Origin of the sequence: Streptomyces sp. NPDC048257 (assembly GCF_043201855.1) — a bacterium.
Classification (GTDB): domain Bacteria; phylum Actinomycetota; class Actinomycetes; order Streptomycetales; family Streptomycetaceae; genus Streptomyces.
In genome coordinates, this window is the sequence record NZ_JBICZI010000017.1 from 120,278 (window position 1) to 140,377 (window position 20,100).

20 protein-coding genes and 1 pseudogene are annotated in these 20,100 nt (G+C 73.0%); 10 read left to right on the top strand and 11 right to left on the bottom strand.

Annotated elements, in window-relative coordinates; all coding sequences use genetic code 11:
- Positions 1–80: 80 nt before the first annotated feature.
- From ACGFZK_RS26940 to ACGFZK_RS26970, 7 genes are all read left to right on the top strand, one after another.
- Positions 81–932: a glutamate ABC transporter substrate-binding protein gene (locus tag ACGFZK_RS26940; RefSeq protein ID WP_393851433.1), complete on the top strand. Its 852-nt coding sequence runs from the start codon at positions 81–83 to the stop codon at positions 930–932.
- A gap of 83 nt (positions 933–1,015) precedes the next feature.
- On the top strand, positions 1,016–1,690 hold the full coding sequence (locus ACGFZK_RS26945) for an amino acid ABC transporter permease (protein WP_362391035.1): 675 nt from the start codon (positions 1,016–1,018) through the stop codon (positions 1,688–1,690).
- The gene (locus ACGFZK_RS26950; protein WP_393851434.1) at positions 1,687–2,580 is read left to right on the top strand and encodes an amino acid ABC transporter permease; all 894 of its coding nucleotides are present in this window, start codon (positions 1,687–1,689) and stop codon (positions 2,578–2,580) included. Before ACGFZK_RS26945 ends, ACGFZK_RS26950 begins: the two co-directional genes overlap by 4 nt.
- Positions 2,581–2,768: 188 nt before the next feature.
- Positions 2,769–4,331: an FAD-dependent oxidoreductase gene (locus ACGFZK_RS26955; RefSeq protein WP_393851435.1), complete on the top strand. Its 1,563-nt coding sequence runs from the start codon at positions 2,769–2,771 to the stop codon at positions 4,329–4,331.
- A 32-nt stretch (positions 4,332–4,363) separates the two neighbouring features.
- On the top strand, positions 4,364–4,450 hold the full coding sequence (locus ACGFZK_RS26960) for a putative leader peptide (protein ID WP_311318651.1): 87 nt from the start codon (positions 4,364–4,366) through the stop codon (positions 4,448–4,450).
- 77 nt (positions 4,451–4,527) lie between these two features.
- Entirely contained in the window at positions 4,528–5,073 is a 546-nt protein-coding gene (locus ACGFZK_RS26965; protein ID WP_393851436.1) for a cysteine dioxygenase, read from the top strand.
- On the top strand, positions 5,070–5,459 hold the full coding sequence (locus ACGFZK_RS26970) for a rhodanese-like domain-containing protein (protein WP_393851437.1): 390 nt from the start codon (positions 5,070–5,072) through the stop codon (positions 5,457–5,459). The genes ACGFZK_RS26965 and ACGFZK_RS26970 overlap by 4 nt, the downstream gene beginning before the upstream one ends.
- Positions 5,460–5,513: 54 nt before the next feature.
- Here ACGFZK_RS26970 and ACGFZK_RS26975 read toward each other — a convergent pair.
- The 6 genes and pseudogenes from ACGFZK_RS26975 to ACGFZK_RS27000 form a co-directional block, all read right to left on the bottom strand.
- A pseudogene (locus ACGFZK_RS26975) lies at positions 5,514–5,870 on the bottom strand (ABC transporter permease); the annotation flags it as partial.
- Between the two features lie 90 nt (positions 5,871–5,960).
- Entirely contained in the window at positions 5,961–6,527 is a 567-nt protein-coding gene (gene recX / locus ACGFZK_RS26980; RefSeq protein WP_393851438.1) for a recombination regulator RecX, read from the bottom strand.
- Between the two features lie 3 nt (positions 6,528–6,530).
- Positions 6,531–7,640: a recombinase RecA gene (gene recA / locus ACGFZK_RS26985; protein WP_393851439.1), complete on the bottom strand. Its 1,110-nt coding sequence runs from the start codon at positions 7,638–7,640 to the stop codon at positions 6,531–6,533.
- A gap of 211 nt (positions 7,641–7,851) precedes the next feature.
- Complete coding sequence (locus ACGFZK_RS26990; protein WP_393851440.1) at positions 7,852–8,703, bottom strand: alpha/beta fold hydrolase; 852 nt, start codon at positions 8,701–8,703, stop codon at positions 7,852–7,854.
- Positions 8,700–9,293 (bottom strand): TetR/AcrR family transcriptional regulator, encoded by a 594-nt coding sequence (locus ACGFZK_RS26995; RefSeq protein WP_393851441.1) that lies wholly within the window; start codon positions 9,291–9,293, stop codon positions 8,700–8,702. Before ACGFZK_RS26995 ends, ACGFZK_RS26990 begins: the two co-directional genes overlap by 4 nt.
- Positions 9,294–9,367: 74 nt before the next feature.
- Positions 9,368–9,991 carry a class I SAM-dependent methyltransferase gene (locus ACGFZK_RS27000; RefSeq protein ID WP_393851442.1) on the bottom strand — a complete coding sequence of 208 codons (624 nt, stop codon included), beginning with the start codon at positions 9,989–9,991 and terminating at the stop codon, positions 9,368–9,370.
- Positions 9,992–10,125: 134 nt separating this feature from the next.
- Between ACGFZK_RS27000 and ACGFZK_RS27005 the strand changes: the two genes are divergently transcribed.
- A complete protein-coding gene (locus tag ACGFZK_RS27005; protein ID WP_393851443.1) occupies positions 10,126–10,881 on the top strand; it encodes a Clp protease N-terminal domain-containing protein in 756 nt (251 codons plus the stop codon).
- Here ACGFZK_RS27005 and ACGFZK_RS27010 read toward each other — a convergent pair.
- Both ACGFZK_RS27010 and ACGFZK_RS27015 read right to left on the bottom strand, forming a co-directional pair.
- On the bottom strand, positions 10,835–11,923 hold the full coding sequence (locus ACGFZK_RS27010; protein ID WP_393851444.1) for an AI-2E family transporter: 1,089 nt from the start codon (positions 11,921–11,923) through the stop codon (positions 10,835–10,837). The genes ACGFZK_RS27005 and ACGFZK_RS27010 overlap by 47 nt on opposite strands.
- Positions 11,924–12,167: 244 nt before the next feature.
- Positions 12,168–12,362, bottom strand: coding sequence for a DUF3046 domain-containing protein (locus tag ACGFZK_RS27015; protein ID WP_033217375.1), 195 nt, complete (start codon positions 12,360–12,362; stop codon positions 12,168–12,170).
- A gap of 81 nt (positions 12,363–12,443) precedes the next feature.
- Here ACGFZK_RS27015 and ACGFZK_RS27020 point away from each other — a divergent pair, with 81 nt between their 5' ends.
- A complete protein-coding gene (locus ACGFZK_RS27020; RefSeq protein WP_393851445.1) occupies positions 12,444–13,409 on the top strand; it encodes a hypothetical protein in 966 nt (321 codons plus the stop codon).
- On the opposite strand, the gene ACGFZK_RS27025 is transcribed toward ACGFZK_RS27020, so the two are convergent.
- The 3 genes from ACGFZK_RS27025 to ACGFZK_RS27035 are packed head-to-tail and all read right to left on the bottom strand — an operon-like array spanning position 13,378 to position 15,307.
- Positions 13,378–13,686, bottom strand: coding sequence for an AzlD domain-containing protein (locus tag ACGFZK_RS27025; protein WP_393851446.1), 309 nt, complete (start codon positions 13,684–13,686; stop codon positions 13,378–13,380). The genes ACGFZK_RS27020 and ACGFZK_RS27025 overlap by 32 nt on opposite strands.
- A complete protein-coding gene (locus tag ACGFZK_RS27030) occupies positions 13,683–14,378 on the bottom strand; it encodes an AzlC family ABC transporter permease (RefSeq protein ID WP_393851463.1) in 696 nt (231 codons plus the stop codon). The genes ACGFZK_RS27025 and ACGFZK_RS27030 overlap by 4 nt, the downstream gene beginning before the upstream one ends.
- Complete coding sequence (locus tag ACGFZK_RS27035) at positions 14,378–15,307, bottom strand: AraC family transcriptional regulator (RefSeq protein WP_393851447.1); 930 nt, start codon at positions 15,305–15,307, stop codon at positions 14,378–14,380. The genes ACGFZK_RS27030 and ACGFZK_RS27035 overlap by 1 nt, the downstream gene beginning before the upstream one ends.
- Positions 15,308–15,387: 80 nt before the next feature.
- Between ACGFZK_RS27035 and ACGFZK_RS27040 the strand changes: the two genes are divergently transcribed.
- Positions 15,388–19,977, top strand: a complete 4,590-nt coding sequence (locus tag ACGFZK_RS27040; RefSeq protein WP_393851448.1) for an ATP-dependent helicase — start codon at positions 15,388–15,390, stop codon at positions 19,975–19,977.
- The last annotated feature ends 123 nt before the right edge of the window (positions 19,978–20,100 follow it).

Sequence of the window (20,100 nt, forward strand, 5' to 3'; positions counted from 1 at the left end):
CGGATCGGCTCCTGTCGGCCGTACGTGCGCCGTAAGTGTCGCTCGTCGTTCAACAACGTCTCATCCGAGGGAAGTTCACCATGAAGATCTCCAAGGCCGCTGCGGCCGCGGCCGTCGCCGTCGCCCTTTCCCTGACCGCGACCGCCTGTGGCGGCAGCAAGCAGGACGCCGCCAGTGACGGCGGTGCGTCCGGCGGCGCCAAGGACAAGATCGTCGTCGGTATCAAGTACGACCAGCCCGGTCTGGGCCTGAAGACCCCGGACGGCAAGTTCACGGGCTTCGACGTCGACGTCGCGACCTACGTCGCCAAGGAGCTCGGCTACCAGCCGAACCAGATCGAGTTCAAGCAGGCCGTCAGCGCCGAGCGCGAGAACCTGATCGCGAACGGCGACGTGAAGTTCGTCGTCGCGACGTACTCGATCAACGACAAGCGCAAGGAGAAGGTCGACTTCGCCGGCCCGTACTTCCTCGCGCACCAGGACCTGCTGGTCCGTGCCGACGACACGAGCATCACCAAGGCCGAGGACCTGAACAAGAAGAAGCTCTGCTCGGTCACCGGCTCCACCTCGGCGCAGAACGTCAAGACCAAGCTGGCGCCCGAGGCCGACCTCCTGGAGCAGGGCGGCTACTCCGAGTGCCTGACCGGCCTGGAGAACAAGGCCGTGGACGCGCTGACCACGGACAACTCGATCCTGGCGGGCTACGCGGCCCAGGACAAGAACAAGGGCAAGTTCAAGCTGGTCGGGCTGAGCCTGAGCAACGAGAACTACGGCATCGGTCTGAAGAAGGGCGACAAGGAGCTCCAGACCAAGATCAACGACGCGCTCAAGAAGATGGTCGAGGACGGCAGCTGGCAGAAGGCCGTGGACGCGAACCTCGGCCCGGCCAACTTCAAGAGCGAGCCTGCCCCGCAGATCACCGAAGGCAGCTGATTCATCGGTGAGGAGCGTCGCCGCCCGCCTGCCGCGGGCGGCGGCGCACCTCACCGGCCATCCTGGGGAGAGCGCAGGGCATCGTGTTCGATTTTCTTGATTCCGGGCAGTACGACGTGCTCGGAGCCTTCTGGGTGACGGTTCAGCTCACCCTCTACTCGGCGGTCGGGTCCCTGATCTGGGGCACCGTCCTGGCGGGGATGCGGGTCAGCCCGGTCCCGCTGCTGCGGGGCTTCGGTACCGCGTACGTCAACCTGGTGCGCAACACCCCGCTGACCTTGCTGGTCATCGGCTGCTCGCTGGGACTCAACCAGACCCTCCGCATTGCTCTGGGCGGCAGCACGTTCAAGGAGATCGGCTTCCGGCTCGCGGTCCTCGGACTGATCGCCTACACCGGCACCTTCGTCTGCGAGGCCCTGCGCTCCGGCATCAACACCGTGCCCGTGGGCCAGGCCGAGGCGGCCCGCGCACTGGGGCTGAGCTTCTTCCAGGTACTCACCCTGATCGTGCTCCCCCAGGCCTTCCGGGCGGTCATCGCACCGCTCGCCAACGTACTGATCGCGCTCACCAAGAACACCACGGTGGCGGCGACCATCGGCGTGGCCGAGGCGGCCCTGCTGATGAAGGAAATGCTCGAGAACGAGGCGCAGGCGACCTTCGCGGTCTTCGCGGTCTTCGCCCTCGGTTTCGTCCTGCTGACCCTGCCCACCGGTCTTCTGCTGGGCTGGGTCGCCAAGCGAGTGGCGGTGAAGCGATGACCTCCGTGCTGTACGACGCCCCCGGCCCCAAGGCCAAGGCGCGCAACTGGATCTACAGCGGGATCTTCGTCGTGCTGTTCGGGCTCGTCCTGTGGTGGGCGCTGTCCCTCATGGGCGAGAAGGGCCAGCTCGATGCCGACAAGTGGTCTCCCTTCGTCACCGACAGCCGGGTCTGGACCACGTACCTGATCCCCGGCCTGATGGAGACCCTCAAGGCCGGGGCACTCTCGATGGTGATCGCCCTCCCGCTGGGCGCGCTGCTGGGCATCGGCCGGCTGTCCGACCACGCGTGGGTGCGGGGTCCGGTCGGCGCGTGGGTCGAGTTCTTCCGTGCCATCCCGGTGCTGATGCTGATGCTGTTCGGCAACGCGCTGATGGCGCCGCGGTTCCTGGACGTCCCCTCCGACACCCGGCCCTTCTGGGCCGTGGTCACGGGCCTGGTCCTCTACAACTCGGCCGTCATCGCCGAGATCGTCCGGGCCGGTGTGCTCTCCCTGCCCCGCGGCCAGACCGACGCGGCCAAGGCGATCGGCATGCGCAAGGGCCAGACGATGTTCTACGTGCTGATCCCGCAGGCCGTCACGGCGATGCTGCCCGCCCTGGTCAGCCAGCTCGTGGTGATCCTCAAGGACACCGCGCTCGGCGGCGCCCTGCTGGGCTTCGCGGAGCTGCTCTCCACGAACCGGCAGATCTCGGCCAACTACAGCAACACCATCCCCACGCTCATCGTGATCGCGCTGATCTACATCGTGGTGAACTTCGGCCTCACCACCTCCGCCTCCCGGCTGGAACGCCGTCTGCGGAAGTCGAAGAAGAGCACCGGCGCGGTGCTCGGCGTGGACGAGATCGACGACCCGGTCCCCGGCGCGAACACGGCGGCCGGAGCCTGACGCCGGAGCCCCTTCGGCCGGCCCCCCGGGTCTGACATACGGTCAGTCATAGTGCGTAGCCTGTGTGGTGCGGCGGAACTCATCCGCCGCACCACACGGCGTTGTGCCGGCCGGTGTCACTTGACGCGGGCACCTACAGTGGGTTGCATACGTTCTGTGATCACATACCGGACATCGGGAGCCGCGCCATGGACCCGGTGATCGTCGTCGGCGCGGGGCCCGTCGGGCTGTCCCTGTCCCTCGCCCTGGCGGGCGCGGGCGTGCCCTCCCTCCTGCTCGACGAAGGACCCGGCAAGGAGGAGGTCCGCCCGGCCCGTACCGTCGTCCTGCACGCCGACACGGCGGCCATGGCGCACCGGCTGGGCTGTACGACGCTGCGCGACGAGGGGGCGTACTTCGCCGCCTGGCGCACCATGCGCCGGCGCCAGCCCGCCCAGCGGATCACCTTCGAGGACCACCCGGCCCCGCTGCACCTGCCGCAGCACGCGCTGACGCGCGGACTGCGCGACGCCGCCGCGGCCCACCCGCTCGTCCAGCTGGTCACCGACAGCAGACTGGATTCCCTGGAGCAGGACGGCGAGGGCGTCACCGCGCACACCCGGGGCGCCGAGACCACGTGGTGGCGCGGGAGTTACCTGGTCGGGTGCGACGGCGCCCGCTCCACCGTGCGCAAGCTGCTCGGCATCCGCTTCCCCGGCCGCACCGCCGTGGAACGGCACGCCGTGGCCGCGCTGCGCACCGAACTGCCCTGGCCCGGCGAGGCCCTGCTGCACCGCAGCCCGCCCCAGGAGGTCACCTCCCGCCCGCTGCCCGACGGGGTGTGGCGGCTGGACTGGCTGCTCCCGGCCCGCGGGGAGCTCGTGACCCCGGACGCGCTGGTGACCCTGATCCGGGACACCCTCGCCGCCTGGTGCGGCGGCACGACACCCCCGTACGACCTCATCGACACCGGCGTCCACACCCTGCACCACCGCCTCGCCCGGCGTTGGCGCGACGGCCGCGCCTTCCTCGCCGGAGACGCCGCGCACCTGCTGGGCGCGCTCGGTACGCAGGGGGTCGAGGAGGGGCTCCGGGACGCCGAGAACCTGGCGTGGAAGCTCTCCCTGGCCTGGCACCAGGGGGCCTCCGAGGCCCTGCTCGACAGCTACGAGGGCGAGCGGCGCACCGCGGTCGCCTCCCGGCTGCGCGCGGCCGACCAGGCCATGCCGACGCTGCGGGCCGGCGGCGGCCTGCGCACCTATCTCCCCGGAGCCGCGCGTTCCGCCGAGTCCCTCCTCACCGACGGCCACCTGGGGCGCGGACCGCTGGGCGCGGAGCCCGCGTACGCCCCGCCGGTCGCCGTACGAGAGGTTCCGACGGCCACGGAACCGGGCGGTCCGGTGGCGAACGTCCCGGTGACCGCCCCCGACGGGTCGACCGTCCCCCTGCGGGACCTGCTGGGGTTGGGCCGGCTGCTGGTGGTCCTGGTCGCTCCGGGCACCGGCGTCTGGGACCGGCGCCACTGGCTCGGCGCCGGGCTGATGCCCCGCCTCGCCGCGGCGGTGAGCGCCCTCCCGGTCCGCACCGACCTGCTGGTCGCGGACAGCTATCCGGGTGCGCCGGCGCACACCGTGCTGCTCGTACGGCCGGACGGGCACCTGGCGGCGACCTTCGCGGGGGTCCGCCCGGCGGAGCTGTACGAGGCGGCGGACACCGTCCGGGCGGGCGCGCCCGCGTCCCGGGTGGCGGCCCCGATCGTGGTGATCGATTGACCGTCTCCGGGACTCCGTGGTTCACTCGCGGAATGACCGGCAACGACGTACGCCTGTGGCGGAGGGTCCATATGGACCTGCTCCGCTACGCGGGCTGCGTGTGTCGCCCTTCCTGCTGATTCGCCTTCCCTCCGCGCGCCCCGTGCCGTCCACCGGCCTGCGCGCACCTCTGCGAACCCAGGAACGGTCCTCTTTCATGTCTGCACCCGTATCCGCACCCGCGCACGCCCCTGCGCACCTGCCCACCGGGGGTCCCACGGCCGCCGAGCTCCTCGACTTCGCCCTCCGCACGGCGGCCGACCCCGCCGTCGTCGCCTCGTTGCCGCTCGATCCCGAGGGCCGCACCTGGATCCGGCTGAACGGGCCGGGCGGCAGTGAGGCGTGGCTGATCGGCTGGCCGCCGGGCACCGGCACCGGCTGGCACGACCACGCCGAGTCGCGGGGCGCGTTCGCCACCGCCCGAGGCCGGCTCACCGAGCACGCGCTGACGGTGCGTCTGCCCGCGGAGGGCTGGAAGTCCCTGGAACTGGCCCCGGACGTCGACCGCCGCCGCACCCTCACCGCGGGCTCGGGGCGGGCCTTCCACGAACACCACGTGCACGAGGTCCTCAACGAGTCCCCGGCCGAGCACGCGGTCTCCGTGCACGCCTACTACCCGCCGCTCCCGCTGATCCGCCGCTACAGCCGCAGCGGCCCGGTGCTCAGCCTGGAGCACGTCGAGCGTCCGGCGGACTGGCAGTGAGCGCCCCGGTCGGCATCGACGCACTGCTGGAGCGGGTCCGCGCGGGGTACACGCGCGTGGACGCGCAGGAGGCGTACGACGCCTCCCGTGCCGGCGCCCTCCTGGTGGACATCCGCTACCAGGCCCTGCGCGAGCGCGACGGCCTGATCCCGGGGGCGCTGGTGGTCGAGCGCAACGAACTGGAGTGGCGCCTGGACCCCCGGGGCAGCCACCGCGCCCCGGAGGCCACGAGCCACGACCTCCAGGTGGTGGTGATCTGCAACGAGGGCTACGCCTCCAGCCTCGCCGCGGCCTCGCTCCACGCCCTCGGCCTCCACCGCGCGACCGACCTGACCGGCGGCTTCCAGGCCTGGAAGTCCGCCGGCCTCCCGGTCACGCCCGCATGACGTTCCCCGCGCCTCTCAGCCCCGCCGGCGTTGGGGGGCGCGGGGGGCCTTGACCAGCGCAGCGGCCTGGAAGGTGAGCTCGGGGACCGCCCGCTCGACTCCCGGCACGGCCCGGACGGTGTCCACGGTGGCGGCGGGGAGCCAGGCCCGCTCGGCGACGGGCTTGGCCTTGTGCTTGGTCTTGGTCTTGCCCTTCTTCTCCTTGACCGTGGTCTCGTGGACGTTCTGGTCGGCGGAGACGAGGACCGGCGTGGCCGCGTAGCGCTCGGTGCCGATCTTTCCGCGGAGTCCCGTTTCCAGGAGTGTCCCGCAGGCGGTGACGAGGGCGGCCGCGCACAGCAATGCGACGAAGGCGCCGAGGAAACCGGCCTTGCGGTCCCTGACGGTCTGAAGGGCGTAACGCAGCATCATGCGGCCAACTCTGCCGCCGGATGCGGTGGTTGACATTGGCGTGCACCGGCGTCCGGTCCCGGGGGCTACCCCCACCCCGGGCCCACCGGCTCACTCCCCCGGATACCCGAGGTCGTCGGCGTCCTCGCCCTCCGCTTCCAGCGCGCGGCGCACCACCCGCAGGGCCATGCCCTCCGGGTATCCCTTGCGGGCGAGCATCCCGGCGAGGCGCCGGATCCGCTTGTCCCGCTCCAGGCCCCGGGTGGAGCGGAGCTTGCGCTCCACGAGCTCGCGGGCGGTCTGCTCCTCCTGATCGGAGTCCAGCAGTTCCAGGGCCTCCTCCACGAGGGTGGCGTGCACCCCCTTGGTCCGGAGCTCCTGGGCCAGCGCCCGGCGGGCCAGGCCCCGGCCGCGGTGCCGGGATTCGACCCAGGCTCCGGCGAAGGCCGCGTCGTCGATCAGGCCCACCTCCTCGTACCGGGAGAGGACCTGCTGCGACACCTCCTCGGGGATGCCCCGCTTGTGCAGGGCGTCCGCGAGCTGGCGCCGGGTACGGGGGCTCCCGGTGAGCAGGCGCAGACAGATCGCCCGCGCCTGCTCCTCGGGGCTCTGGGGCGGCAGCTCCGTACGGCCCTCACGACCGCCTCGGCGCTCGCCGCCCCCATCCTGCTCCCGCACGGGTCAGCTCTTGGCCACGGCGGCCTTGGCCGTCGTCTTGGCCTTCGTCGCCGGGGCGGGCACGGCGGTGGCCGTGGCATCGGTCGCGTCGGCACTGGCCTCGGCGGCGTCGTCCTTGCGGACACCCACGCCCAGCTTCTCCTTGATCTTCCGCTCGATCTCGTCGGAGAGGGCGGGGTTGTCGCAGAGGAACTTCCGCGCGTTCTCCTTGCCCTGGCCGAGCTGGTCGCCCTCGTACGTGTACCAGGCGCCCGCCTTGCGCACGAAGCCGTGCTCCACGCCCATGTCGATCAGGCCGCCCTCCCGGCTGATGCCATGGCCGTAGAGGATGTCGAACTCGGCCTGCTTGAACGGCGGCGCGACCTTGTTCTTGACGACCTTGACGCGGGTGCGGTTACCGACCGCGTCCGTGCCGTCCTTGAGGGTCTCGATGCGGCGGATGTCGAGGCGCACGGAGGCGTAGAACTTCAGCGCGCGACCACCGGTGGTGGTCTCCGGCGAGCCGAACATCACACCGATCTTCTCGCGGAGCTGGTTGATGAAGATCGCGGTGGTCTTGGACTGGTTGAGCGCACCGGTGATCTTCCGGAGCGCCTGGCTCATCAGCCGGGCCTGGAGACCCACGTGCGAGTCGCCCATCTCACCCTCGATCTCCGCGCGCGGCACGAGGGCCGCCACGGAGTCGATGACGATCAGGTCGAGGGCACCGGAGCGGACCAGCATGTCCACGATCTCCAGCGCCTGCTCGCCGGTGTCCGGCTGCGACAGGATGAGGTTGTCGGTGTCGACGCCGAGGGCCTTCGCGTACTCGGGGTCGAGCGCGTGCTCGGCGTCCACGAAGGCGACGGTGCCGCCGGCCTTCTGTGCGTTGGCCACGGCGTGCAGGGTCAGGGTCGTCTTACCGGAGGACTCCGGGCCGTACACCTCGATCACACGGCCGCGGGGCAGCCCGCCGACGCCGAGGGCGATGTCCAGCGCGGTCGACCCGGTGGGGATGACCTCGATGGGGTCGTTCGGCTTGTCGCCGAGGCGCATGACCGCACCCTTGCCGAATTGCCGTTCAATCTGTGCGAGAGCGGCGTCGAGAGCCTTCTCGCGGTCGGTGCCTGCCATGGGTTCCACCCGGTTTGCTTGAGTCGATCGCTTCACGTCACTGACGCTAATGCCTGCCACTGACAATGCGCCTCCACGAGCGTTGCGGCTGTGGATAACCCATCAGAATGGATGTTCGATTTCCCTGTCAAGCGTGCCACACCCACCCCGGGTCCACCGGTCAGCCGATCTGCCCGGCCGGCCCGATGACGATCCCCTCGCGTGGTGGCCGTCACTCAACCTGCGAGGGCCCCCGAAGGGCCGCCCGGAGAAGTTCGCCGAATGCGGCGGGATGCGTGGTCAGGCCGGTGTGCCCGCCGGGGAAGTGCAGGAGCTCCGTGCCGAGGCGCTCGGCCAGGAGGGCGGCCGGACGGTAGGGCAGTTCGCCGCGCGAGTCCTGGCCGCCGGCGAGCACGAGCCGGTCCGACAGCGCCTCCAGAGCGTCGACGTCCGGGGCGTAGGACATGAAGGACGGCACGATGCGCTCGACGAAGTACGGCAGGTTGGCCATCGTCCGCTCGGCCCGGGCCGCCGCCTGGGGCGGAAGCCCGACCCCGGCCGTCGGCTCCGCGACGTCGCCGCCCCTGCGCAGCCCGGCGGCGAACACGGCCATCGCCGGCATCAGCCCGTCGGTACGGAGCGCCTCCCGTACGCGCACCAGGAGCGCGCGGTGCTCGTCGGCGTCCGGCAGGACCTCGACCAGCGGCGGCTCGTGCGCCACGAGCCGCCGGACGCGTTCGGGACGGGTGGTGAGCAGGTGCACGGCGGCGATCGCCCCCGAGCTGCTGCCGAACACCCGGGCGGGCTCGCCGGGCGACAGGAGGTCCAGGATCCGCGCCGCGTCGTCGGCGTGTTCGGCCACGCGCTGCTCGGCCCCGGGGTCGTCCAGCGTGCTGTGCGACATCCCGCGCGGATCGTAGGTCGCGACGGTGTACTCGGCGGCCAGGTCGTCCGCGACGCCGTCGAAGGAGGCGGCGCCGCCCGCCCCGCCGGGGATCAGCAGGAGGAGCGGACCCCGCCCGCGCACCTCGTAGTGCAGGCTCGCTCCGCTCACGCGCAGGCTGCCGGCGGTCGGGGCGTTCATGAGGAATCTCCCTCTCGGGACGGGGGCCAGTGCTCCAGGAGAACGTGCAGGGCGTCGAGGGCTCGGACCCAGGACTGCTGCGGCGAACGCTCGTGCGCGAACCCGCCCGCGGCCTCCAGGGCGACGAACCCGTGGAACGTGCTGCGCAGCAACCGGACCGCGTCGGTGAGGTCGGGCTCGGCCAGTCCGTAGCCGCGCAGCATCCCGTAGGTCAGCTCGACCGCACGTCGCGGTCCGGGCGCCCGTGCGGCCAGCTCGGGGTCGATCCGGATCGGGGCCTGGGTCGCCGCGTAGCGGCCCGGATGCCGGTGGGCGTACTCCCGCCAGGCGTCGGCGAACGCGACCAGCGCGTCCCTGCCCGCCCGCCCGGCGGTGGCCTCCGCGATGCGCATGGTCTTCTCGTCCGCCGCCAGCAGCGCGATCCGTCCGCGCAGGTCCTCCAGGCCGCGCACGTGCGCGTAGAGGCTCGCGTCCTTCACTCCGAGCCGCCGCGCCACCTGCGACATGGTCACCCGGTCGAAGCCGGCCTCGTCCGCCAGATCGGCGCCCGCGACCGTCACCCGCTCCGCCGTCAGTCCTGCCCGTGCCATACGCCCCCCACCGTGCCTAGGAGTCCTAGTTATAAACTAGGACTCCTAGGCAAGCAAACAGACCTTCCGGACGGTCAGCGGGGGATCGCCGTCCCCAGCGAGTCGGCGCACAGGAACTTCGGCGCCCCTTCCTCGTAGAAGACGTCGAGGGAGGTGATCGCGAACCCCGCGGCCGTCAGCAGTTCCGGGGCCGACCGGGTGAGGTGACAACCGCCCAGCAGCCGCATGTTCAGCGGTTCGAGCCGTCGCTGCCACCGGCGCACGCGCCAGTCCCCCTCCGGGGCGAGCCCGTGCTCGAGGAAGTGCAGGGTTCCGCCGGGCTTGAGGACGCGCCGCAGTTCGCGCAGCGCGGCAACCGCGTCCGGGATGGTGCACAGGGTCCAGGTGGACAGCGCCGAATCGAAGCCGCCGTCCCCGAAGGGCAGGGACTGGCCGTCCAGGCCGGCCCGCCGCACCGGGACACGGGAATCCCGTACCCGTTCCGCGGCCAGCCGCCACGCGACGTCGGAGGGCTCGACCGCCGCCACGCCGCTGATGCCCTGCGGGTAGAAGGGGACGTTGTGCCCCGCGCCGAAGCCGATCTCGACGACCTCGCCCGCCAGTCCCTGGCAGATCCGGCGTCGCAGCGGCCGGGCCGTCTTGGCCCCGCAGGCCAGGTTGAGGATCCGTGGCACGGCCTGGTCGGCGTAGAACCCCATGGCGACCTCCCTGTCTCGCCCCACCCTGCCCGGCCCCGCTCCTCAGCATGGCACCGCCGCGCCGCGCCACCCATGCCCAACCGAGTGACAACCCGGGGTTGACACCCCTGGAAGTGTCAACCTACGGTTGCCTTATGACGAACCCTTCAGTGGAACCCGTTCGCATGACCAACCCGGTACGCCTCGACGACCTCATCGAGGCCATCAAGAAGGTCCACACCGACACCCTGGAGCAGCTCAGCGACGCCGTCGTCGCCGCCGAGCACCTCGGTGACGTGGCGGACCACCTCATCGGCCACTTCGTCGACCAGGCCCGCCGCTCCGGTGCCTCCTGGACCGACATCGGCCGGAGCATGGGCGTCACCCGTCAGGCCGCCCAGAAGCGCTTCGTCCCCAAGGCCGACAAGGAGGGCGACGGGGGCATGGACCCCCAGGCGGGCTTCGGCCGGTTCACCCCCCGCGCCCGCAACATCGTCATGGCCTCGCAGAACGAGGCCCGCGCCGCCGGCGGCACCGAGATCCGCACCGAGCACCTGGTCCTGGGCCTCCTCGCCGAACCCGACGGGATCGCGGGCTTCGCCCTGCGCACCCACGGGGTCGCGGCGGACGACGTACGCGCCGCAGTCGCCGCCCTGCTGCCCCCGGCCCAGGCCGAGGTCCCCGACCTGATCCCCTTCGACGCGTCCGCGAAGAAGGCCCTGGAGCTCACCTTCCGCGAGGCCCTGCGCCTGGGGCACGACTTCGTCGGCACGGAGCACGTCCTGCTCGCGCTCCTGGAGCTGGAGAACGGCGAGGGTCCGCTGAGCGGTCTCGGCCTGGACAAGGCCGCCGTCGAGACGACCGTCAGCGAAGCCCTGGCACTCGTAGGCGTCGGCGTGGACGAGAAGTAGAGGAATCCGCGTCCCGGGTCAGCTCGTAGCGCTTGACGTACGCACCGAGGAAGGCCTGCAGGGTGGCGACGGCCGGGATCGCGATGAGCGCCCCGACCGCGCCCAGCAGGGCGGTCCCCGCGACGACCGATCCGAAGGCCACCGCCGGATGGATGTCCACGGTCTTCGAGGTCAGCTTCGGCTGCAGGACGTAGTTCTCGAACTGCTGGTAGATCACCACGAAGCCGAGTACGTACAGCGCGTACCAGGGATCGACGGTGAAGGCGAGCAGGACCGGCAGCGCGCCCGCGAGATAGGTGCCGATGGTGGGGACGAACTGCGAGACGAGCCCCACCCACACCGCGAGCGCGGGCGCGTACGGCACCCCGAGGACCGCCAGCAGGATGTAGGTCGCGACACCGGAGATCAGGGCCATCAGCCCGCGCGAGTAGAGGTAGCCGCCCGTCTTGGCGACGGCGATCTCCCAGGCGCGCAGCACCTCGGCCTGCTTCGCGGGCGGCAGTACGGAGCACAGCGCGCGCCGCAGCCGCGGTCCGTCGGCGGCGAAGTAGAAGGAGAACAGCCCGATCGTCAGCAGCTTGAAGAGTCCGCCGAGCACCGTGGCGGAGACGTCGAGCACGCCGGACGCGCTGTTCTGCACGTACTTGCGCAGCCAGTCGGAGCGCAGCACGCTCTCCTGGATCTCCAGCCGGGAGAGCTCGGTGTGGAAGGTGGAGTTGATCGCCTTGATCACCGCGTCGAGATAGCCCGGGAAGCCCTCGACCATGGCGACGATCTGCCCGGCGAGCAGCGAGCCGAGCAGCGCGAGGAAGCCTGCGGTCACGACGAAGACCGCGAGGAACATCAGGAAGGTGGCGAGCCCGCGGCGCATGCCGCCGGCCGCCATCCTGGCGACCGCGGGTTCGATCGCGAGCGCGAGGAAGAACGCGATCAGGATGTTGACCAGCAGCCCGATGAGCTGGTGGAAGGCCCAGCTGCCGAGCTGGAAACAGGCCACGAGGGCCAGTACGAGGATCACGGCGCGCGGCAGCCAGCGCGGCATGCGCGCCTCGTCCGCGGCGGGGGGCGGTGGCCCCGGGGGGCCCGGGGGGCCGGGCAGGCCCGGCTCCTGCCCCGGCACGGCCCGCGCCGGTGCCCCCGGCTGCCCCGGAGGTGTCGCGCCTGGTGCGTCTGCGGGTCCGGTCGTCTCTTCACTGGCTGCCACGGCACCAAGTCTGTCGCACCGGCGCCCCGTACCGCGAAGCCGTCGGCCGGCATCGCGCCACGCCGGCGCCACCTCGGCGGCGTCAGCGCAGCGACGCGGGCACGTCCATCGCCGAACACACCGCGCGCCACACGTCCTTGGTCTCCCAGCCCGCATCCAGCGCCTGGTGGACGGTCCGCCCGCCCAGCTCCGTCATGACGTGGTCCCGCGCGAAGGAGTCGGCATAGCCCGCGCCGAAGTGCTCCGCCATCCGTTCCCAGAAAATCGTCAACCGCATGCCCCCAGTATCCCGCCCCGGGAGAGTGCACCGCCCGCGTTCGGCCCTCCCCGCCCCGCCCCCTCGTCCTACGTTGCACCCATGCCCGGAGACGAAGCTTCCCCCCAGACCCCGCCGGCGCCACTGGCCCGCGCCGAGGGGTTCATCTGGCTCACGGCCCGCGTGCTGGAGCAGCGGCGGTTTGCGTTCCACTTCCTCGGCGGGGACGCCGACCCGGTGGACACGGCCCTCGGTTCGTACCTCAACGGAGACGGAGGCTACGGTCACGCACTCGATCCGGATCTACGCGGTCCGCTCAGTCAGCCCCTGCACACCGCCCACGCGCTGCGCGTCCTGGACAGCCTGGGCCGCTGCTCCGGGCAGCGCATCGAGCGGCTCTGCCGTCACCTGACCGGGGTCTCCACCGCGGATGGCGCGCTTCCGGTGGTCTTCCCCGCACCCCGCGACTACCCCGCGGCCCCCTACCACCCGACGCACGACGACCCGCCGGGCGAGCTGCTCACCACGGGCCCGGTCGTCGGCATGCTGCACCGCAACCGGGTCTGGCACGCCTGGCTCTTCCGGGCCACGGACTTCTGCTGGGACCGGATCGAGAGCCTGCGCCACTCGCATCCGTACGAGGTCCAGAGCGCGGTGGCCTTCCTCGACGGCATCCCCGACCGGGCACGCGCGGCGGCGGCCGCGGACCGGCTGGGCCGGCTCGTGCGCGAGCAGCGGCTCGTGGTGCTCGATCCGGTGCGGCGGGCGGAGTGCCCGGAGGCCCCCGGCTACGCGCCGGGGGAGCGGCTGTACCCGCACGACTTCGCGCGGCGGCCCGAATCCCTGGCCCGCGGCTGGTTCACCGACGCGGAGCTGCGCCGCTCGCTGGACTTCCTGACCGCCGAGCAGCAGCCGGACGGCGGCTGGCCGGTGCGCCGGCGGGCCTGGGCGCCGGGGAGCTCGCTGGAGCGGCGGCCGATCGCCACCCTGGAGGCCCTGCTCACCCTGCGGGCGTACGGGCGACTGCCGGACGGGGTCAGCCACCCAGGGCCCGTACCCCCGCGGTGACGACGACGGCGGCCGCGACCACGATCAGGAACGGGGCCCGCAGCAGCAGGGCCAGTCCGGCGGCCGCGAGCCCGGCGGCGCGGGCGTCGAAGACGAGGGCGGACCCGGTGCTGAAGGTCTGCTGGGCGGTGAGCGCGGCGAGCAGGGCGACCGGCAGCAGCGCGGCCAGGCGGCGCACGAGCGGCCGCTCCAGGGCCCCGGCGGGCACGAGCAGCCCGGCGAGCTTGACGGCGTAGCAGCCGACGACGGTGAGTCCGATGGCGATCCAGACGTTCACGGGCGGCGTCCCTTCATCCACAGCACGATCGGGGCGGCCAGGGCGGCGATCAGCACGGGCACCCCGGCGGGCAGCACCGGCAGGAAGCCCAGCCCGAGGACGAGCGCCAGGGCGGCGACGGCCCGCTCGGTGGAGGTCTTCAGCATCGGCGCCAGCAGGGCCAGGAACACGGCGGGTCCGGCGGCGTCCAGGCCCCACGCCCGGGTGTCCCCGATGGCCTCGGCGCCGAGCGCGCCGAGCAGGGTGGTGAGGTTCCACAGGGCATAGAGGGTGAGCCCGGTGACGGTGAAGCCGAGCCGGGCCGACTTCCGGTCGGGCTGGGCCAGGGCGACGGCGGTGGTCTCGTCGATCACCCAGTGCGCGGCGAGGGGCCGTACGGCGCGGGGCAGCTTGAGCAACTGCGACAGCCGCAGCCCGTAGAAGGCGTTGCGGGTCCCGAGGAAGAAGGCCCCGGCGGCGGCGGTGAACGGGTTCCCGCCCGCGGCCAGCGCCCCGACCAAGGCGAACTGGGAGGCGCCGGTGAAGACGAGAAGGCTCAGCACGCACGCCTGGAGGGTGCTGATCCCGGCCCCGGCGGCGGTCACCCCGAACGCGAACCCGGACAGCCCGACGGCCACCCCGACCCCGAGCGCGTCGCGTACGACGGCGGCCCGCGGCCGTTCCTCGGCGACCCCCTCGGGGGCCTCCTCCATCACTGCTCGATGTTCTCCCACGCCCCGAAACTACGCAGGCCGGACCGCCCGGGTCTTGTACGTTCTTGCACGCCCGGCCCAGGGGCCCTGCCGGCCCGTTCGCGCCGGTACGCGCCCGGCGGTACCCCCACGATCCGGGTGAAGTGCCGGTTCAGGTGCGGCTGGTCCGTGAAGCCGACGGCGAGGGCCGCCTCCGCGGGTGCGGTGCCCGCGTCGAGGAGGCGGCGCGCCCGCCGGACCCGGGCGTCGGTCAGCCAGGTGTGCGGCGGCATCCCGTACCGCTCGCGGAAGGACCGCAGCAGGGCGAAGGGGCTCGTACCCAGCTGTGCCGCGAGCTGCTCCAGCGACGGCGGGTCGGCCATCCGTTCCTGCAGGACGGCCCGGGCCGCGGCCGCGTCGGCGCCGCCCGCGCCGGGGACCGTACGGGCGGGCAGCGGTCCGGCGTGCCGGGTCAGCATCCGTGCCACCACGCTCCGCAGCAGCGTGTCGGCGGCCAGCGCGTTCCCCGCCTCGGCGGCCCGGTGGACCTCGGTGATGGCCTCCGCGCCCCGGGGGTCGATGACCATGTCGGCGGTGAAGCCGGGGGTGCCGCGCAGGGTGCCGATCTCGTCGGCGACCTCCGCGATCAACTCGCTGGAGGGGTAGAGGGTGGCGTACGCCCAGCCCTCGGGCACCCCGGCGCGCGCGGTGTGCGGCACCTCGGGGTTGATCAGGACCACGCTGCCCGGTCCGGCGCGCACCACGTGGCCGGGGAGCCCGATCTCCTCGATGCCGCCGGTGACGGCCGCGATGACGTACCCGTCGTGCGCGTGGCGCGGGAAGGTGTGGCGTACGTAGTGGGCCCGCAACAGGTCCAGCCCGGGCAGTTCCGCGTACTGCCAGTGCCGTGCCCACTCCCGGCGGCCCGCGGCGCCCTCGTCCGTCCCCATCCCCCCATTCTGCGCTCCGCCCGTGCCTCGCGTTTGCCCAGGTCCGGGCCGTTGTCAGTGGGCGGGTGCACGATGGGGGCATGGCAGGTGCTGCGCTCGACTCGTTCTCCCCCGCGACCCGCTCGTGGTTCACGGGGGCCTTCGCCACGCCCACCACCGCACAGGAGGGAGCGTGGCGGGCGATCGGGGAGGGCTCGGACGTGCTGGTGGTGGCTCCCACCGGCTCCGGCAAGACCCTGGCCGCGTTCCTCGCCGCCCTCGACCGGCTCGCTTCGGCCCCGCCGCCCGCCGAGCCGAAGAAGCGCTGCCGCGTGCTGTACGTATCGCCCCTGAAGGCCCTGGCGGTCGACGTGGAGCGCAATCTCCGCAGCCCGCTGACCGGGATCCGGCAGGAGTCGGTCCGCCTCGGCCTGCCCGAGCCGGACATCCGGGTGGGGATCCGCTCCGGCGACACCCCGCCCGCCGAGCGGCGGGCGCTGGCCACCCGCCCGCCGGACATCCTCATCACCACGCCCGAGTCGCTGTTCCTGATGCTGACCTCGGCGGCCCGCGATGCCCTCGCCGGGATCGAGACGGTCATCCTGGACGAGGTGCACGCGGTCGCCGGGACCAAGCGCGGCGCCCATCTCGCCCTCTCGCTGGAGCGGCTGGACGAGCTGCTGCCCCGCCCGGCGCGCCGGATCGGGCTGTCGGCGACGGTCCGGCCGGTGGACGAGGTGGCCCGGTACCTCGCGCCGCGCGGCAAGGTGGAGATCGTCCAGCCTCCGTCGGCCAAGGAGTTCGACCTTTCGGTGGTCGTCCCGGTGCAGGACATGGGCGAGCTGGGCGGCTCGCCGGCGACCGAGGGCAAGGAGGGCGGGGACAAGCCGTCGATCTGGCCGCATGTGGAGGAGCGGATCGCCGACCTGGTGCAGGCGCACCGCTCGACGATCGTGTTCGCCAACTCCCGCCGGCTCGCCGAGCGGCTGTGCAACCGGCTCAACGAGATCGCGTACGAGCGCGCCCTGGGCGAGAAGCTGCCGGAGGGGAAGCCCCCGGCCGAGGTCATGGCCCAGTCGGGCGCCGCCCTGGGCGCCCCGCCCCTGCTGGCCCGCGCGCACCACGGCTCGGTGTCCAAGGAGCAGCGGGCGCTGGTGGAGGAGGATCTCAAGGCGGGTCGGCTGCCCGCCGTGGTCGCCACCTCCAGCCTGGAGCTGGGCATCGACATGGGCGCGGTGGACCTGGTGGTGCAGGTGGAGTCCCCGCCCTCGGTGGCCTCGGGGCTGCAGCGGGTGGGCCGGGCCGGGCACCAGGTGGGTGCGGTCTCCACCGGGGTGGTCTTCCCCAAGTACCGGGGCGACCTGGTGCAGGCGGCGGTGGTCACCGAGCGGATGCGCACGGGGGCGATCGAGTCCCTGCGGGTCCCGTCCAATCCCCTGGACGTACTGGCGCAGCAGCTGGTCGCGATGGTCGCGATGGACACCTGGCAGCTCGACGACCTGCTCGCCCTGGTACGGCGGGCGGCGCCCTTCGCGGCGCTGCCGGAGTCGGCGTTCACGGCGGTGCTGGACATGCTGGCCGGGCGCTATCCGTCGGACGCGTTCGCCGAGCTCAGGCCGCGGGTGGTCTGGGACCGGGTGGCGGGGACGATCACGGGGCGGCCGGGGGCCCAGCGCCTCGCGGTCACCTCGGGCGGCACGATTCCCGACCGCGGTCTCTTCGGTGTCTTCCTCGCGGGCTCCGACCCCAAGAAGGGCGGCGGCCGGGTCGGCGAGCTCGACGAGGAGATGGTCTACGAGTCGCGTGTCGGGGACGTCTTCACCCTGGGCACCACTTCGTGGCGGATCGAGGACATCACCCGCGACCGGGTGCTGGTCACCCCCGCCCCCGGGGTGCCGGGCCGGCTGCCGTTCTGGAAGGGCGACCAGCTCGGCCGGCCCCTCGAACTGGGCCGCGCGGTCGGCGCGTTCCTCCGCGAGCTCGGCGGCCTGAGCGACGAGGACGCCCGGCTGCGGCTGCTGGCGGCCGGCCTGGACGCCTGGGCCGCCGAGAACGTCCTGGCGTACCTCGCCGAACAGCGCGAGGCCTGCGGTCACGTCCCCGACGACCGGACCATCGTGGTCGAGCGGTTCCGCGACGAGCTCGGCGACTGGCGGGTCGTGGTCCACTCCCCGTTCGGCGCGCAGGTACACGCCCCGTGGGCGCTGGCGCTGGGCGCCCGCCTCGCCGAGAAGTACGGCATGGACGCGCAGGTGATGCACGCCGACGACGGGATCGTGCTCCGGCTCCCCGACGCGGACCTGCTGTCGATGGACCTCCTGGACCACGACCCGGCCGCTCCGCACGCGTTCGAGTTCGACGACGAGAAGGCCCCGCTGGGCGCGGCCGACGTCGCCTTCGATCACGGTGACATCACCCAGATCGTCACCGACCAGGTCGGCGGCTCCGCACTGTTCGCCTCCCGCTTCCGCGAGTGCGCGGCCCGCGCCCTGCTGCTGCCGCGCCGGAGCCCCGGCAGGCGCACCCCGCTGTGGCAGCAGCGCCAGCGCGCCTCCCAGCTGCTGCAGGTGGCCTCGGAGTTCGGCTCCTTCCCGATCGTGCTGGAAGCCGTACGGGAGTGTCTCCAGGACGTCTTCGACGTGCCCGGTCTGACCGAGCTGATGGGTGACATCGAGGCGCGCCGCGTGCGCCTGGTCGAGGTCACCACCCCGGAGCCCTCCCCCTTCGCCCGCTCCCTCCTCTTCGGGTACGTGGCCCAGTTCCTCTACGAGGGCGACTCCCCCCTCGCCGAGCGCAGGGCGGCCGCGCTGTCGCTGGACTCCCGGCTGCTGGCCGAGCTGCTCGGCCAGGCGGAACTGCGCGAACTGCTGGACGCGCAGGTGCTGGAGGAGCTGGAGCGGGAGCTCCAGTGGCTCACCGAGGACCGGCGGGCCAAGGATCCCGAGTCGGTGGCCGACCTGCTGCGCCTGCTGGGCCCGCTGACGCAGGAGCAGTTGACCGGGCGCGGGGCGGATCCGGCCTGGGCGCAGGAGCTCGCCGCGGCCCGGCGCGCCATCCCGGTCAGGATCGGCGGCGCGGACCACTGGGCGGCGATCGAGGACGCGGGCCGACTGCGGGACGCCCTGGGCACGGCGCTGCCGGTCGGGGTCCCTGAGGCGTTCACCGAACCGGTCAAGGACCCGCTCGGGGACCTGCTGGCCCGGTACGCCCGCACCCACGGACCCTTCACCACGGCCGCGGTCGCCACCCGCTTCGGCCTGGGAGCGGCGGTGACCGAGGGCGCCCTGCACCGGCTGGCCGCGGCCGGCCGGGTGGTGCAGGGCGAGTTCCACCCGGCGGGCATCGGTCAGGAATGGTGCGACGCGACGGTGCTGCGCAGGCTCCGCCGCCGCTCCCTCGCCGCGCTCCGCCAGGAGCTGGAGCCGGTCCCGCCGACCTCGCTGGCCACCTTCCTCCCCCAGTGGCAGCACTTGGGCGGAGCCCTGCGCGGCCTCGACGGCCTGGCCCGGGCGGTCGAACAGCTCCAGGGCGCCCCGGTCCCGGCCTCGGCGCTGGAGCGCCTGATCCTGCCGTCCCGGGTGACGGGCTACTCGCCGGGCCTCCTGGACGAACTGACCACCGCGGGCGAGGTGGTCTGGGCGGGCGCCGGAGCCCTCCCGGGCAAGGACGGCTGGGTCTCCCTCTATCTGGCGGAGGCGGCCCCGCTGCTCCTGCCCCCGCCGCACCCGCTGGAACAGAGCCCCCTCCACCAGGCGGTCCTGGCGTCGCTCGCGGGCGGGTACGGCCTGTTCTTCCGGCAGATCGCGCAGTCGATCCGCGCCGAGTTCCCCGAGGTGTCCGACGTCGCCCTCTCCGACGCCGTATGGGACCTGGCCTGGTCGGGCCGGCTCACCAACGACACCCTGGCCCCGCTGCGCTCACTGCTCGGCTCGGGCCGCACGGCGGGCTCCACGGCGCATCGGGCCAGGCGCACCGTTCCCCGCGGCCGGTACGGCACCCTCAGCGCGACCGTGTCCCGTACCGGGCCGCCCACGGTCTCCGGGCGTTGGTCGCTCCTTCCGGCCCTGGCCGCCGACCCCACCCACCGGGCGCACGCCCTGGCCCGCACCCTGCTGGACCGGCACGGGGTGGTGACCCGCGGGGCGGTCGCCGCGGAAGGGGTGGAGGGCGGCTTCAGTGCGGTCTACCGCGTCCTGTCGGCCTTCGAGGACAGCGGCCAGGCCCGCCGGGGCTATGTGGTCGAGGGGCTGGGCGCCGCCCAGTTCGCGATGGACGGCGCGGTGGACCGTCTCCGGGCCGCCGAGCGGACCCCGCCCCCGCTGGCGGCGGTGGTCCTGGCGGCCGCCGACCCGGCGAACGCGTACGGCGCGGCCCTGCCCTGGCCCGAGCCGCCGGCCGGGGCCACCCACAAGCCGGGCCGCAAGGCGGGCTCGCTGGTCGTGCTGGTCGACGGGGAGCTCACCCTGTACCTGGAGCGCGGCGGCAAGACCCTGCTGGCCTGGCCCGGCCCGGAGGACCCCCGGCTCGAGGCGGCCACGGCCGCCCTGGCGGCCTCCTCCCGCTCGGGCACCCTCCCGGCCCTGACGGTGGAACGGATCAACGCCGCGGCGGCCCTGACCTCCCCGCTGGGCCGGACCCTGGAGGCGGCCGGCTTCCACGCCACGCCGAGGGGTTTGCGCCTGCGCTCCTGACAACCACAAAACGGCCCCGCCCGTTCCGCTCATGTCCTGGGCATGTCACAGAACGGCTGCAGAGCCTTCCTGGACTGGCCGATCCGCTTATTGATCCTTTATCAAGATGATCACAGGCATTGC

Excerpts from the sequence above, each read along its gene's own strand:
- ACGFZK_RS26965 (WP_393851436.1), top strand. The coding sequence starts at position 4,528 with ATGTCTGCACCCGTATCCGCACCCGCGCACGCCCCTGCGCACCTGCCC.
- ACGFZK_RS26995 (WP_393851441.1), bottom strand. The coding sequence starts at position 9,293 with ATGGCACGGGCAGGACTGACGGCGGAGCGGGTGACGGTCGCGGGCGCC.
- ACGFZK_RS27035 (WP_393851447.1), bottom strand. The coding sequence starts at position 15,307 with ATGGGGACGGACGAGGGCGCCGCGGGCCGCCGGGAGTGGGCACGGCAC.
- ACGFZK_RS27020 (WP_393851445.1), top strand. The coding sequence starts at position 12,444 with ATGCCCGGAGACGAAGCTTCCCCCCAGACCCCGCCGGCGCCACTGGCC.
- recA (WP_393851439.1), bottom strand. The coding sequence starts at position 7,640 with ATGGCAGGCACCGACCGCGAGAAGGCTCTCGACGCCGCTCTCGCACAG.
- ACGFZK_RS27010 (WP_393851444.1), bottom strand. The coding sequence starts at position 11,923 with ATGCCGCGCTGGCTGCCGCGCGCCGTGATCCTCGTACTGGCCCTCGTG.
- ACGFZK_RS26950 (WP_393851434.1), top strand. The coding sequence starts at position 1,687 with ATGACCTCCGTGCTGTACGACGCCCCCGGCCCCAAGGCCAAGGCGCGC.
- ACGFZK_RS27005 (WP_393851443.1), top strand. The coding sequence starts at position 10,126 with ATGACGAACCCTTCAGTGGAACCCGTTCGCATGACCAACCCGGTACGC.
- ACGFZK_RS27015 (WP_033217375.1), bottom strand. The coding sequence starts at position 12,362 with ATGCGGTTGACGATTTTCTGGGAACGGATGGCGGAGCACTTCGGCGCG.
- ACGFZK_RS27000 (WP_393851442.1), bottom strand. The coding sequence starts at position 9,991 with ATGGGGTTCTACGCCGACCAGGCCGTGCCACGGATCCTCAACCTGGCC.
- ACGFZK_RS26955 (WP_393851435.1), top strand. The coding sequence starts at position 2,769 with ATGGACCCGGTGATCGTCGTCGGCGCGGGGCCCGTCGGGCTGTCCCTG.
- ACGFZK_RS26960 (WP_311318651.1), top strand. The coding sequence starts at position 4,364 with ATGACCGGCAACGACGTACGCCTGTGGCGGAGGGTCCATATGGACCTG.
- ACGFZK_RS26990 (WP_393851440.1), bottom strand. The coding sequence starts at position 8,703 with ATGAACGCCCCGACCGCCGGCAGCCTGCGCGTGAGCGGAGCGAGCCTG.
- ACGFZK_RS27040 (WP_393851448.1), top strand. The coding sequence starts at position 15,388 with ATGGCAGGTGCTGCGCTCGACTCGTTCTCCCCCGCGACCCGCTCGTGG.
- ACGFZK_RS27030 (WP_393851463.1), bottom strand. The coding sequence starts at position 14,378 with ATGGAGGAGGCCCCCGAGGGGGTCGCCGAGGAACGGCCGCGGGCCGCC.
- ACGFZK_RS26940 (WP_393851433.1), top strand. The coding sequence starts at position 81 with ATGAAGATCTCCAAGGCCGCTGCGGCCGCGGCCGTCGCCGTCGCCCTT.